This is a genomic window from Cereibacter azotoformans, from assembly GCF_021391315.1.
GTDB lineage: Bacteria > Pseudomonadota > Alphaproteobacteria > Rhodobacterales > Rhodobacteraceae > Cereibacter_A > Cereibacter_A azotoformans.
The window spans coordinates 160,590-172,575 of record NZ_CP090023.1 but is presented as its reverse complement, the minus strand read 5'-3'; the positions used below and the strand labels follow the sequence as shown (position 1 = coordinate 172,575).

Here is an 11,986-nt window from a genome sequence, read left to right as displayed (position 1 = left end):
AAGAAGCCGCTCAGCCGAAGCGTGGGGGCGTCTGACGGTGGTGGTGGATGGTGATGATCTCGGCCGCCTCGGCGTGAAGCCGGTAGTGGATGCTGCCGGGCAGACCGGAGACGCGCAGAGTGCGTGTTGGCCCACCCTCCCACTCCACGGCGAGGAGGGGAAAGTCCGTGAGCATCTCGGCGCTCTGGCGAATGCGCAGAACCACGCGGAGCGCGGTGTTCAGGCTGGCGGCGAAGGCGGGTAGGCTTGGATCTCCCGCAGACGGCGGGCCGCGCGGGGCGAGAAGATCAGCCTCATTCGAGGCCGAGTTCCTTCCAGACCTGTTCAGCCGGAATGCCCTTCCCGGCGTCGAGCTCGGCAATCCCGACCGCGATCTCGGCGGCGAGCCATTCCTCGTAGCCCGGTTCAGGCTGGTCTTCGGGCAGGCCTGGCTTCAGCCAGCGATCCACCTCGGTCTGGGACTCGATGCGCATGATGGTGTCTCCTTCGGCCAAGGTGGGCTTTTGCCGGTTTCCGGGCAAGCCGCGGTCTCCCGGACCTTCCTTGCAGGTGACGCAGAAAGGTTGCAGCCGTCACGAAAGCCGTCCGCTTTGGCGAGTTGATCATCGAACTCCTCGGCCATGCCGCGAGCGGCAACATGGTCACGCTGGTGCCCGTGGGCACGATGCTCACGACCCAGCAGGCGGCCGACATGCTGAACGTCTTGAGGCCGCACCTGACCAAGCTTCTGAAGTCGGGCGAGATCGCGTTCGTCGAGGTTGGCAAGCATTGCCGGGTGCCGCTCGAGGCTTTGATGACTTACCGGGATGCCGGTATCTCCGGCCCGCAGGTCGGGGCGCAAACCAACTCAGCGCGCGGCCCCGATCAGGATCGGACGGCTGCCCGCCTGCAGCCACTTTGCAAGTTCGGCCTCGGAGACTGCGTCCGCGGCGAGCCCCTCCATCATCCGAACGCCCTCCGCGGCATCAGGCCGAAACGCGACCCCATTCAGGCGCAGAAAGGTGACCGCGGTCACGAAAGCTGTCCGCTTGTTCCCGTCGATGAAGGCATGAGCCTTCGTGATGCCGAACGCACAGGAGGCCGCCAGCTCCTCCAGAGTGGGGGTGCCACAGGACCAGAGGTCGACAGGACGGGCACTGCCACTCGCGAGCAGGTCCCGGTCCCGAAGCCCGCTTTTTCCCCCGTGCCGAGCGATCTGCCGGTCATGGATGGCGAAGATCGCCGCCAGAGGCACCCAGACGGGGGCAGTCAAGCCAGAGCCGCAAGCAGGCTGCGGTTCTCATCCATCACGATCTCGGCCGCTTCCAGCGCCGCCGCCACCGACGGGTCATGCGTCATGATCTTCAGCGAGCCGTCATCGCCCCGCACCACGAACAAAGTGTCCCCTTCCTTGGCGTCGAGGATCGCCAGCAGTTCGGCGCTCAACGTCATGACGGCGGAGTTGCCCACCTTGCGGATCTTCGTTTCGAACATGGCAGCCTCATGGTATATACATAAGTATATACATTATTGCCGCGGGAGTCGATGCAGGGCAAGGCTCAGGGCAGGAGCCTACGCACTTCTCCTGCTCGCAGGGCAAGCCAGGAGTTCGACCAGGAATGAGTTCGTCGCGAACCCGTTCGAGGCGCTCCTCGACGCGACATGCGGGCGTCTTCCGAAGATGCCGCAGCAGGGTGTGCGCCCGCCCGGTTGCCGATGCGTGCCCTGGTCGAAGCCGGGCCATTGGTGTCTCAGTAGTGATAGCGGCACTGGGCAATCTCCAGCGCTTGCGTCACACCGCTCCCGGAAACCCGATACACGAGGCGGTGCTCTCCGGTCAGCCGGCGCGACCACCAACCCGACAGGTCCCCCTTCAAGGGTTCCGGTTTCCCGGTGCCTCGGAACGGCTGGCGTGAGGCCTCCTTGATCAGTCCGTTCAGCCGCTCGAAGATCGTGGCGTCTGTCTGGTGCCAATGGTGGTAATCATCCCAGGCCCGGTCAGAGAATATCAGTTTCATCTTCGATCAGGTCTCGCTCCGTTCCTTGCCCGGCGTTCAGCTGAGCAATGGATTCCCGCAGTCGGGCGGCGTTGACCGGTGACGACAGAAGATGGAGCGTTGCCTGGATCGCATCCCATTCTTCTTTCCCGACGACGACGACAGCTTCCTGGCCCGCGCGGGTAATCACGGTTTCCTCTTTGTCATGGATAGCGGAATCCATGACGGATTTCAGATGCTTTCGAGCATCCGTATAGGTGAGGATGTTCATGTGGATACGCCGGAAAGGAGAGAGTTGATGCGAGATGTACCTGGACGAATATGGTCTCTGCTCACCCCTATATGTACAGAATGCTGTACATATCAAGCCCTGGCTTGCAACCGCGCCCGCGGGGATGGACCCTGGCTTGCCGGGCGCGCGCCAGGATAGGGCGCGGCGCAGGCCTCTGCTCGTCGGGGAACGGGTTCTCAGCCTTCGACAGCTGTGCGCCGCGCCGCACGGTTGCGGGCGACGGCGGCGAGCAGATGCGGCCTGTCATGCGGCGGTGTCCGTGTCGGAGAGTCGAGCCGATCCCGGCTGCGCGTCCAGATATTCGATGGTAGGCCTGAAGGCGCCAATGGAATTTGAAGTATTTTTTCGTCGGAGGGCAGGTCTCGGGCGCTACCCCCATGCGGCAGGTGGACGGACGGATTGGCTGGAGCTGTCGATCGACCGTGGTGTCGCCTGTCGCAGCTCCAGGCGGCCGGAGATCCCGCATGGGGATGATGCGGACCGGTCTCCTCAGGCTTGCAGAGTGCCCCTGCCGGAAAAAGAGAACCCGCGCCGCAAAACGGGCTTGCACTCCGGCGAGTGGAGATATGCGGGGATGGACGTCACCTCGGCGAAGGATTTCAGCGTGTCGCGCGTGGCCGTTTTGGCATCGGCCACCTTGGCGTCGCAGAGCCGCTCGGCCGAGCGGTAGAGCTGGCCGACGATGCGGTCGTGGGTTTCCACCACGGCATCGGCCAGGGCCGACTGCCACTCGACCACGCAGACGGCGAGAATGGCGAGCCGCCTCCGCTCGGGAACGTCGCGCATCCCGTCGGCGAAGTGGCGTTCCCCCTGTCGGCGCAGGCTGCTGACCCGCGTGGCCGGGACGCCGGCGAGCAGGTCGACGGTCAGCGGCAGATCCTGAAGCCAGGCCAGCCGGTCCAGCAGGCGGTTGGCGGCGGCCCAGTCCGAGCCCGCCTCGAACTGCCGCAGCCAGACGAAGCGCGTCAGGCGAGCGTCCACCGTCTCCTCCAGCATCGCCAGAAGCCGCTCCCTCAGCACAGCGTCCACGCGGTCGGCGATGCGGGCCTCGATCCACCGTTCGGCCTCGACCAGCGCGTCGGCGCAGAGCCGCTCGATGGTGGTGACCGCGGGCAGGATCGTTCTGGTCCGGCGGCACTCGGCGACGAAGCGCTGCGCAAGAGCGTCAGACCTACGCCGGACAGGGCGTCGGTTGCTTGTGCCTTGGTTGAGATACGATCACGCCGCATACCAAAATGAACGCTTGGAGCGGCTCTGTACGGCGAGGGAGGCAAGACTGGGTGGACCACCTTACCTCTTTTTGTTATGAGGCAACCCTCAGGAAGAAAACAGCTTTTCAAGGCTGGATCGCGCACGGGGTACTGAACCGCGCCGGGGTTGCCGGAGGCTGATGCGGGCGAGGCCTCTATCCGCCCAGGCACAGGACAGCATCATTACCCTGCAAGAGCAGGTGGCAGCAGCTGGAGCCCGCGGCCAGTTCCGCCGGAATTCGGCCCAGCAGGACAGATTCACCGGAACCGAAGGAAAGTGAAAAAATCGCCGGCAAAACCGGACGAAAGGCAAATTCATGACAACATTTTCAATACATCCATTTCTGTCCTTCAACCTCGCGATGGTCCTCCTGATCGCGGGCAAGGTCCTGACGCTCAATTGCGGGTTTCTGCGTAGATATTCTGTCCCTGAGCCGGTAGCGGGCGGATTTCTCTGCATCGCGGTCACGGGTCTCGCCTGGACCCTGTTCGACACTCAGATTACCTTCGATGTGGCTATCCGCGACTTCCTGCTTCTCGTTTTCTTTGCCGGGATCGGGCTGAAATCTGGTATCCGTGACCTTCTCGCCGGAGGCAGGCCGCTTGTCGTGCTGCTGGTGCTGGCTACGGGTTTCATCCTCCTGCAGAATGTGGTCGGCATGAGCCTTGCGGGTCTTTTCGGGATGGAGCCAAAAGCCGGACTGCTGGTTGGTTCGGTCTCTCTTACAGGAGGGGTGGGAACTGCGCTGGCTTGGGCCCCCATCTTTGTCGAACAACTCGGTATCATCAATGCGCTGGAACTCGGCATTGCGGCCAATACGCTGGGGCTGATCGCGGCCTGTATGATCGGTGGCCCCATCGCCGCCTTCTTGATACGCAGGGGCGGCGTCCTGACCTCGGGAGGCCGTGATCTGGACATCGGCGCGCCCAATGCTGCCCCTGCGGTTCGGATGGACTATTTCTGCATTCTCTGGGCGATGCTGGCGCTGAATGTGACCGTGATTCTGGGCCTTGCGCTCCACGAGGTGATCAGTGCAGCCGGGGTTACGCTGCCCGCCTTTGTGAGTTGCCTTGTGGCCGGGATCGTGCTGCGCAACCTTGCGCCGCTGGCACCAGGGCGCAAGGTGCGGCGGGTTTGGCCTGGAGTGGATGATGCGCTGGCGTTGATCTCTGATCTATCGCTCGGGCTTTTTCTGATTATGGCGCTGATGGGCCTGCATGTTTGGGAATTGAGCAGCGTCTTCCTCTTCATCCTCGCTGCGATCGCGGCCCAGATCCTGCTGACCGTGCTCTTCATCTTGCTGATCGTATTTCCGGCTATGGGCCGCGACTACGAGGCGGCGGTGATATCGGCAGGGTTTGGCGGGATCACCCTTGGATCCACCGCGACTGCCATTGCCAATATGACCGCCGTGGCGCAGCAGCATGGCGCGGCACACCGGGCTTTTGTGATCGTGCCGCTGGTCTGCGGCTTCTTCATCGACATCGTCAATGCGGCGATCATCGCGGTTTTGGTGGGGTGAGATGTGGCGCGCCTCCGGGCGGCCTGTCTGGCCTCTGGTGGCGCTGACGAAGCCGTTCTGGGCTCTGATGCCGGACGGGACAGAAAAGTACGTCAAGGCCCGACTGGTCGGCTGACGCGGTTCAGGGTTCGGTAGACGGTCGGCGTGGAGACGGAGAAGAGTTCAGCAAGATCGCTGACCGAGTACTCGCCTGAGCTATGCATACGCCTCAGCTCTTTCTGCCGCTTTTCCGATAGCTTGGGCTGCTTGCCGCGCAGCTTGCCCCGTGCTCTGGCAATCGCCATGCCCTCGCGCGGATGCGCGAGGGGGTCCTGCGGGCGGGAGCCCGGCTGACCTTGATGGCAGCCGGCTGGCCAGCCTGATGGGAGTTGCGGCTGTCAACGCATGCGGAACAGTTCCTGATGGAAGCGCTTCGCGCGCAGGCCATGGGCGAGCATGTCCTTGCGGATCGCCTGGCCAAACGCTTCGGGGCCGCAGAACCACAGGCTGGCCTCGCGCCAGTCGGGCACGGCGGCGCGGATCCTGTCGCCGGTCAGTCGGCCATCTCTCGAATCGATCATCAGGTGGAGCGTGACGCCCGCCGCTGCGGCATCGTCGCGGATTCTGCTCAGGGCGTTCTCGTCAACCTCGGCGGTGGTGTGGAACAGGTGGATGACCTTGTCCCGCCCCCACCCCTGCTGCGCCCGTGCCTGCATGGCCCCGATGAACGGCGTGATGCCGATGCCGCCGCCGATCCAGATCTGCACCGGGCAGTCGTCCTGGAAGGTGAAGCAGCCATAGGGGCCTTCGACCGTCACGGACTGGCCGACTTCCAGCCGCTGGCCGACCTGCGAGGTATGGTCGCCAAGCGCCTTGGTGACGAACCTGATGCGCCGGCTGTCGGGGTTCCAGGCCGAGGCTATGGTGTAGGGATGGGCCCCTTCACGCGGAACGGAGGTGACAAAGGCGAACTGGCCGGGCTGGTGACCGGGCCAGCCGGGTTCCAGCGTGATCAGCTTTTCCAGCGACTGCACGCCGGGGAAGGGGGTCAGTCCGGTGATCTTGCCGGCGATGCGGCGGCCTGCCCCGATCCGCCCAAGGATCGACACCACTGCCCCATAGCTGCCCGCCACCAGCAGAAGCGCCAGAACCACCCCGACCGGCTGGGTCCAGTAGCTGAAGTCGGTCAGGATGATGGTGTGAAACACCAGCGCCAGATAGATCGGCGGCAGAAGGCGGTGGAGCTTGCGGAAAACGCCGTAAGGCACCACACGCGCCAGCGCCACGACGATCAGGACGACCGCGAGATAGAACGCCCACTCGCCCACGTCCTCGGCGGCTCCGCGATAGCCGGCGAGAAAGGCCGCGACCGGATCCTCGATCGGCGGCCGGGGGCCGCGCTGGGGACGCGTCGCAAGGCCCCAGCCCACCGCCCATTTCGGCCCCTCGACCCACAGCCAATGCACGATCGACAGGACAAGCCCGCCGATGCCCAGCCATTTGTGCAGGCGGTAAACCCTGTCCATCCCGTCAAGCCAGCGTTCGGGCCACCGCAGACGCAAGGACAGGATCATCGCGGCGCTCATCATCGCCATGGCCAGAAGCCCGCTGTATTGCAGCATGAAGGCGCGAAGTTCGAAAAGTCCCGGGGCCGCAAGAACCCCCGGTGCGGCCGCAAACCAAAGTGCCGTGAGGGCGAGCAGGCCTACCCAGAACACCAACGTGATACGCAACATTCTTCTTCTCCGGAATTTCCAGCCCGCCCGGCCGCATCCGCTGTGCATCCATCGCCCAGCCCGCGCCAGCCTCTGTCATGAGGTCATGGTCGGACTGAAGCGGGGGCGTCACCCATACGCCCGGGCGGCATGTCCTGCCTCGATCGCGGTGATCGGCCATCCGGCCCCCGTGGCCTCCTGCGCCGGGGGACCTGATGCCGATCCGGCGACCGAGGCGCCAGAGGAGGTCAAGGACCTCCTCGATCAGATCAACGGCAAGGGCCGGCGCCGCAGGAACCGCGCCGGTCGGGAGAACCGGCCAGAGAGGTTCCTTTTGCCGCGGGGCGGGCATGGCGAAGTCCGGCTCCTGCGGCCATCCGGGTGCCGGAAAGGCGGGCCGGTTCGGCGACGACGGCAGAGGGACGAGATGTGACGATCATCTGCGTCCCCGTCAGTTCTGCCACAGACGCTCGCGTTCGACGCGGCCTTGATCGTCCAGCCGCACCTCGACCGTGTCGCCGTAGGGGTTGGTGGCGAGCGCGGTGACATGCCGCCCGCCCCGCTCCATGAAGCCGATGTCGGTGTAGCCGAGCGCAACCAGCTTTTCCCGCGCCGCGGCCTCGGACAGCGAGCGGCGGTCGTCGCGCTCGCGCTCGAAATCCTTCAGGGTTCCGTCGCGCGAAAATTCGATCTCGATCCGCATTCCGTCGGTGGCAAAGCCCTCGACCGAGATTTCGCCGTCGTCGTCCAGATCGATCTCGGTCAGGCGGGCGATCTCGGCAAGGCGCGGCTCGGCCCGGACGGCGGCGGGCAGCAGGGTCTCGATCAGCGGCTGCGGCAGACCCGCGCCATCGGTCTGAACTTCCAGCAGCCGGTCACCCCGCGCCTCGGCCCGGAGCCAGCCGGTGCCGCCGCGGGCATAGATGTAGATCTTGCCGTCCTTGCGGGAGCGGGTGCGGATGTCGGTCAGGTCAAGGCCGCGCAGAGCAGAGGGCAGCACCGCCTCGGCCGGAGCGGCGGCGGGCCCTTCGGTCACGGTGGTGGCGGCGAAGGTCTCGCCCGTGCGCGTGCCGGTCAGGTCCAGCCGCGTGCCGGGCGCGGGAGCGGTGGTGCCTTGCGGAAGGGTCACGAGGACGCGGCCCTCGGGCGTGCTCAGCACGATCCGGGTGCCGAAGACCTCGGCCACCGTGCCGGAAAGCGGGACTTCCTGCGCGGCAACGGGAGTGGCGAGGGCCGTCGTCAGGATCAGGGCGGCAAGAACGCGTTTCATCGGTTTCTCCTTGGAGTTCATCATGGCGCTGTTCTGCGCGATTCGCGCCAAACGCCACCGCAACCGCGCGGTTTGGTTTCCGTTGAGCCTTGGGCTACTATCCACAAACCATGCGTCCTGCGTTCGCACTCCTGATTCTTGCCTTTCTTGCCGCGCCGGCGATGGCCGACCCGCCCGAGGATGCCGCCGCCATCGACGCTGCTTCGGCCCTGGCCTGCGTCTCCGCCCGCTATCGGGGCGAGGCCCTGCGGATCGAGGCGGAGGATGACGGGCTGGTGCAGGAAATCCGCTGGCTTACCCCCGCCGGAAATGTGCTGGACATCGAGATCACCGGCCCCGGATGCCGGTTCCTCGAGGTGGACGGCGTCGGCCAGTCCGAGGCGCGCATCCTGCCGGAGGGCGCCCCGTGAAGGTTCTGGTGGTCGAGGATGACCGCGACCTTGCCGGCCAGATCGCGGCCGCGCTGGCGCAGGCGGGATATACGGTGGAACTGGCGCATGACGGCGAGGAGGGCGAATTCCTCGGCGCGACCGAGACGGTCGGCGCCGCCGTGCTGGACCTCGGCCTGCCGGGGATCGACGGGATCGAGGTGCTGCGGCGCTGGCGCGGCGCGGGACTGTCCTTTCCCGTGCTGATCCTGACCGCGCGGGACGCATGGTCGGACAAGGTGGCGGGGTTCCGGGCCGGGGCTGACGACTACGTGCTGAAGCCCTTCCGCATGGAGGAGGTGACGCTGCGCCTCTCCAGCCTCATCCGCCGCGCGGCGGGGCACGCGACGGCGGAACTGGCGGCGGGCGGCCTCGTGCTGGACACGGCGACCGGGCTTGCCACGCTGGAGGGCATGCCGCTGCGGCTGACAGCCTTCGAGGCCCGGCTGTTGCGCTACCTGATGCTGAACAAGGGCCGTGTCGTCAGTCGGACGGAACTGTCCGAACATATGTATGACCGTGACGCCGACCGCGATTTCCGCTCGCTGGAGGTGGTGATCGGCAGGCTGCGGAAGAAGATCGGCGAGGCGCGGGTGGAAACCAGGCGGGGCGAGGGCTATCGGCTGCTGCCCGGCGATCCGGCATGAGGTTGCGATCCATCCGCGCGCGGATGCTTGCCTGGTCGACGGGGCTGACGATGGCGGCGCTGGTCGTTGCCTGGGTGGCGCTGTCGGCCGTGCTGGCGGATTTCGTGAGCCGCAGGCTTGATGCGGAACTGACGGCGGCGGCACGGGGCGTGATGGCGGCGGCGCGTTGGGATGCGACGGGGGGCGTCGCGGTGGTTCCGTCCCCTGCCGATGCGCGTTTCGAGCGTCCGCTGTCCGGCTGGTACTGGCAGGTCAGCGACGGGGCGGCGGTGCTGGCGCGCTCGCCTTCGTTGGTGACCGGCACGCTAGGCGTGGATGGCGCGGGTCGGACCGGGCCGGATGGCGCGGCGCTGGTCTCGCACGTCGCCGGGTTCACTGCGCCGGGCGACGGGCGGCGGCTGACGGTGACGGTGACCTTGCCTGCGGCCGAGGCCGAAGGAGCACTGGCCGTCATTCGCCGCCCCCTGACCCTGGCGCTGGCGGTGCTGGGGGCGGCCTTGATGGCCGCGCAGGTGCTGGCGGTACGGGCAGGGTTGATGGACCTGACGTACTTCGCCCGGGCCGTGGCGGCCGTGCGCGACGGGCGGGCGAAGGCGCTGCCCAGGGCACGGGCCGCCGAGCTGGAGCCCCTGTCGGATGAGCTGAACCGCCTCATCACCGCCAATGCCGCGCAGCTGGAGCGCGCGCGCGCCCATGCGGGCGATCTGGCGCATGCGCTGAAGACCCCGCTGGCGGTGCTGGCCAACCGCGCGGGCCCCGAGGACGCTGCCCTGATCGACCGGATGGACCGCATCATCCGCTGGCACCTCAAGCGCGCCCGTGCAGCGGCGGCCGGGCTGGATCCGTCCGCCCATGTCGCGCTGGCTCCGGTCCTGGAGGATGTGGCGCTGGTCCTGACGCCCGAGGCGCGGCGTCGCGGCGTTGCGCTGCAGGTCGCAGCGACCGGCGCCCCGGATTTTCGGGGCGATGCCGAGGATCTGGCCGAAATTCTGGGTGCCCTGGCCGAGAATGCGGTGAAATGGGCGCGGACATCCGTGCGGCTGGCGGCGGAACCCTGTCCTGACGGCGTAGAGATCACCATCATCGACGACGGCCCCGGCATCCCCGAGGCCGACCGCGCCCGCATCCTTGCCCGCGGGGCGCGACTGGATGAAACGATGCCCGGCCATGGCCTCGGCCTTTCCATCGCGGCCGACCGGATCGCGGCCTACGGCGGGAGGCTGATCCTTGCCGAGGCCGAAGGCGGCGGGCTGGCAATCACCGTGACATTGCCCGCGCGGGCATGACCGGGCACGGTCGCGTCGGTTCGTCAATCGCTGCGTCCAGGTATCCTCATCACAGGAGAATATATTTGGCCCAAAAGGGCTTGGCGTGGGACTCGTTAGCGTCCGAGCACGTGGTGTAATTTCAGCGCCGTCTACGGTGTGATCCCGGTTGGTCACCGAGGTGTATGTCCGTGACCCCGCCCGCGATCCAGACCCGCGTGCCCGCTGGAAAGGCGATCATGCGCGTTCGAGGACCTGCACGAGGCGCGTCAGCGCGCCGCCCTCGATGTCGGCCGGCACGGCGAGGCGCCGACCGTTCGCCAGCGTGATCTCGACCCGCGCGTCGGCTGCCGCCCCGCATGGCGCCCCCTGCGGCAACGGCACCGGATCGGGCGCGATCTCCAGCGCCGTGAACGCCGTCGGCGCGCCGTCCAGTTGCCCGAGATCATAGGCCCGACGCCACTGCGTCAGCAGCGCCCGCGAGATCCCGTGGCGGTGCGCGACCCCCGAGCCCTGCCGGTGACCGCGATAGCTTTCCTCGACGATGCGGACCTTCTCCGCATCCGTCCAGCTCCGGCGGCAGCCAAGCTCGCCCGCCGCGAAGACCTCGAATTGTGAAAAGACCTTAGCGCATGACATAAGGCATGCCTTAAGTCAGAAATCCAAACCCCGGCAGACGGCCCTCACCGGAGACATCCGGACGGACCGGAGGGCAGAACGTCCAAAGCCCTGTAGGAATTCGCCCCCTCCCGCAAACGACCCCGAGAGGCCGATGCCTGCCGGCGCGACACCATCCGACGACCAGCACGCGGGCAGGTCGGGCCCGGACGGATCGGACCCCGGCCGCACCACCGCGGCGCGGTCGACCCCGAAGAGCGCCGCAAGGCGGGCGAGTGTGGAGGAAAGCGCTGCGTCGGCCCCGGTCGGGCTGGCGCGCAAAAGCGCGCCGAGAAGGTCCAGGATGCGGCGCGGCAGGTCCGGTGTTCCGGGCGGGGAGGGGAGGGCCGCCGTCATCCGTGCAGCCCTCCCACCGTCCGGACCCGTACCCCTGCCACCGCCTGCATCCTTCCCCATCCCCACGCATGGCGGCAGCCATGCGACCTCGTCCAACCCGTCGGATCACGCCGGTCCTGCGGGCATACCCTCGCAAGAACAGGTAACCGCGGCTCCACGGCTCACCAATCTGTCTTGGTATCAAAGCGCCCTCTTTCGCAGGGGCGCGATGCGCGCCGGATGACGCCAAGGGCGGGCTTCCCGATCGCCGCGCCCGACAGCTCCCAGTCACCGGCCCCAGTCCCCGGCCCCCAAATCAGATGTCGCACATCCGCTCGTCGATCTCGGCGAGAAAAAGCGCTTGCTCCTCCGGCGAGAGGTCCCTGGTCCAGTCTTCCGTCCGGCCGTCCGTGCGGCCGGAGAGCCGCTCGAACTGTGCCATGGTCATGAGCACGAAGCGCGGCTTGCCATGATCGGTGAGGCAGACCGGGCCGGTGGCCGCGGCCGCCAGCACGTCTCCTGTCCGGCGGGAAAGGGCGGTCTTGGGGAATTCCTCCACGATCGTGGCGTGAGGCATGGGCGATCTGTCCTTCGAACTGAGCGTAAATTACGTAATTTACGCTCGACATCCAGTCCGAAATGCCCGCT

14 protein-coding genes and 3 pseudogenes are annotated in these 11,986 nt (G+C 66.7%); 5 read left to right on the top strand and 12 right to left on the bottom strand.

Annotated elements, in window-relative coordinates; genetic code table 11:
- Positions 1–10 precede the first annotated feature (10 nt).
- Positions 11–175 (bottom strand): hypothetical protein, encoded by a 165-nt coding sequence (locus LV780_RS20195; RefSeq protein ID WP_180325088.1) that lies wholly within the window; start codon positions 173–175, stop codon positions 11–13.
- A gap of 118 nt (positions 176–293) precedes the next feature.
- On the bottom strand, positions 294–473 hold the full coding sequence (locus tag LV780_RS20190; RefSeq protein ID WP_101339531.1) for a hypothetical protein: 180 nt from the start codon (positions 471–473) through the stop codon (positions 294–296).
- Between the two features lie 164 nt (positions 474–637).
- Here LV780_RS20190 and LV780_RS22035 point away from each other — a divergent pair.
- A pseudogene (locus tag LV780_RS22035) lies at positions 638–745 on the top strand (helix-turn-helix domain-containing protein); the annotation flags it as partial.
- A 102-nt stretch (positions 746–847) separates the two neighbouring features.
- Here LV780_RS22035 and LV780_RS20180 read toward each other — a convergent pair.
- The 5 genes and pseudogenes from LV780_RS20180 to LV780_RS20160 all read right to left on the bottom strand — a co-directional run.
- Positions 848–1,252 carry a type II toxin-antitoxin system death-on-curing family toxin gene (locus LV780_RS20180; RefSeq protein ID WP_011910966.1) on the bottom strand — a complete coding sequence of 135 codons (405 nt, stop codon included), beginning with the start codon at positions 1,250–1,252 and terminating at the stop codon, positions 848–850.
- Positions 1,249–1,473 carry an AbrB/MazE/SpoVT family DNA-binding domain-containing protein gene (locus LV780_RS20175; protein WP_108222325.1) on the bottom strand — a complete coding sequence of 75 codons (225 nt, stop codon included), beginning with the start codon at positions 1,471–1,473 and terminating at the stop codon, positions 1,249–1,251. Before LV780_RS20175 ends, LV780_RS20180 begins: the two co-directional genes overlap by 4 nt.
- 257 nt (positions 1,474–1,730) lie before the next feature.
- Positions 1,731–1,997, bottom strand: coding sequence for a Txe/YoeB family addiction module toxin (locus LV780_RS20170; protein ID WP_011910969.1), 267 nt, complete (start codon positions 1,995–1,997; stop codon positions 1,731–1,733).
- Positions 1,978–2,247 (bottom strand): type II toxin-antitoxin system Phd/YefM family antitoxin, encoded by a 270-nt coding sequence (locus tag LV780_RS20165; protein ID WP_011910970.1) that lies wholly within the window; start codon positions 2,245–2,247, stop codon positions 1,978–1,980. Before LV780_RS20165 ends, LV780_RS20170 begins: the two co-directional genes overlap by 20 nt.
- Positions 2,248–2,850: 603 nt before the next feature.
- Positions 2,851–3,438: pseudogene (locus LV780_RS20160) on the bottom strand (Tn3 family transposase); the annotation flags it as partial.
- 397 nt (positions 3,439–3,835) lie between these two features.
- On the opposite strand from LV780_RS20160, the gene gltS reads away from it, so the two are divergent.
- Positions 3,836–5,041 carry a sodium/glutamate symporter gene (gene gltS / locus LV780_RS20155; RefSeq protein WP_011910972.1) on the top strand — a complete coding sequence of 402 codons (1,206 nt, stop codon included), beginning with the start codon at positions 3,836–3,838 and terminating at the stop codon, positions 5,039–5,041.
- Positions 5,042–5,133: 92 nt separating this feature from the next.
- Here gltS and LV780_RS22030 read toward each other — a convergent pair.
- The 3 genes and pseudogenes from LV780_RS22030 to LV780_RS20140 form a co-directional block, all read right to left on the bottom strand.
- Positions 5,134–5,334: pseudogene (locus tag LV780_RS22030) on the bottom strand (helix-turn-helix domain-containing protein); the annotation flags it as partial.
- Positions 5,335–5,418: 84 nt separating this feature from the next.
- Complete coding sequence (locus tag LV780_RS20145; protein WP_011910974.1) at positions 5,419–6,756, bottom strand: ferredoxin reductase family protein; 1,338 nt, start codon at positions 6,754–6,756, stop codon at positions 5,419–5,421.
- Positions 6,757–7,186: 430 nt separating this feature from the next.
- Complete coding sequence (locus tag LV780_RS20140) at positions 7,187–8,005, bottom strand: prevent-host-death protein (RefSeq protein WP_233864233.1); 819 nt, start codon at positions 8,003–8,005, stop codon at positions 7,187–7,189.
- A gap of 161 nt (positions 8,006–8,166) precedes the next feature.
- Here LV780_RS20140 and LV780_RS20135 point away from each other — a divergent pair, with 161 nt between their 5' ends.
- Genes LV780_RS20135 through LV780_RS20125 form a run of 3 tightly spaced genes read left to right on the top strand, consistent with a single transcriptional unit; the run spans position 8,167 to position 10,366 of the window.
- Positions 8,167–8,415, top strand: a complete 249-nt coding sequence (locus LV780_RS20135) for a Cys/Met metabolism pyridoxal-phosphate-dependent enzyme (RefSeq protein ID WP_233864231.1) — start codon at positions 8,167–8,169, stop codon at positions 8,413–8,415.
- Complete coding sequence (locus LV780_RS20130) at positions 8,412–9,080, top strand: response regulator transcription factor (RefSeq protein ID WP_011911182.1); 669 nt, start codon at positions 8,412–8,414, stop codon at positions 9,078–9,080. Before LV780_RS20135 ends, LV780_RS20130 begins: the two co-directional genes overlap by 4 nt.
- The gene (locus LV780_RS20125; protein WP_233864228.1) at positions 9,077–10,366 is read left to right on the top strand and encodes a sensor histidine kinase; all 1,290 of its coding nucleotides are present in this window, start codon (positions 9,077–9,079) and stop codon (positions 10,364–10,366) included. The genes LV780_RS20130 and LV780_RS20125 overlap by 4 nt, the downstream gene beginning before the upstream one ends.
- Positions 10,367–10,582: 216 nt before the next feature.
- Here LV780_RS20125 and tnpA read toward each other — a convergent pair whose 3' ends face one another.
- Positions 10,583–10,984, bottom strand: a complete 402-nt coding sequence (gene tnpA, locus LV780_RS20120) for an IS66-like element accessory protein TnpA (RefSeq protein WP_011910979.1) — start codon at positions 10,982–10,984, stop codon at positions 10,583–10,585.
- Between the two features lie 670 nt (positions 10,985–11,654).
- On the bottom strand, positions 11,655–11,915 hold the full coding sequence (locus LV780_RS20115; protein ID WP_101341529.1) for a type II toxin-antitoxin system prevent-host-death family antitoxin: 261 nt from the start codon (positions 11,913–11,915) through the stop codon (positions 11,655–11,657).
- Positions 11,916–11,986 lie beyond the last annotated feature (71 nt).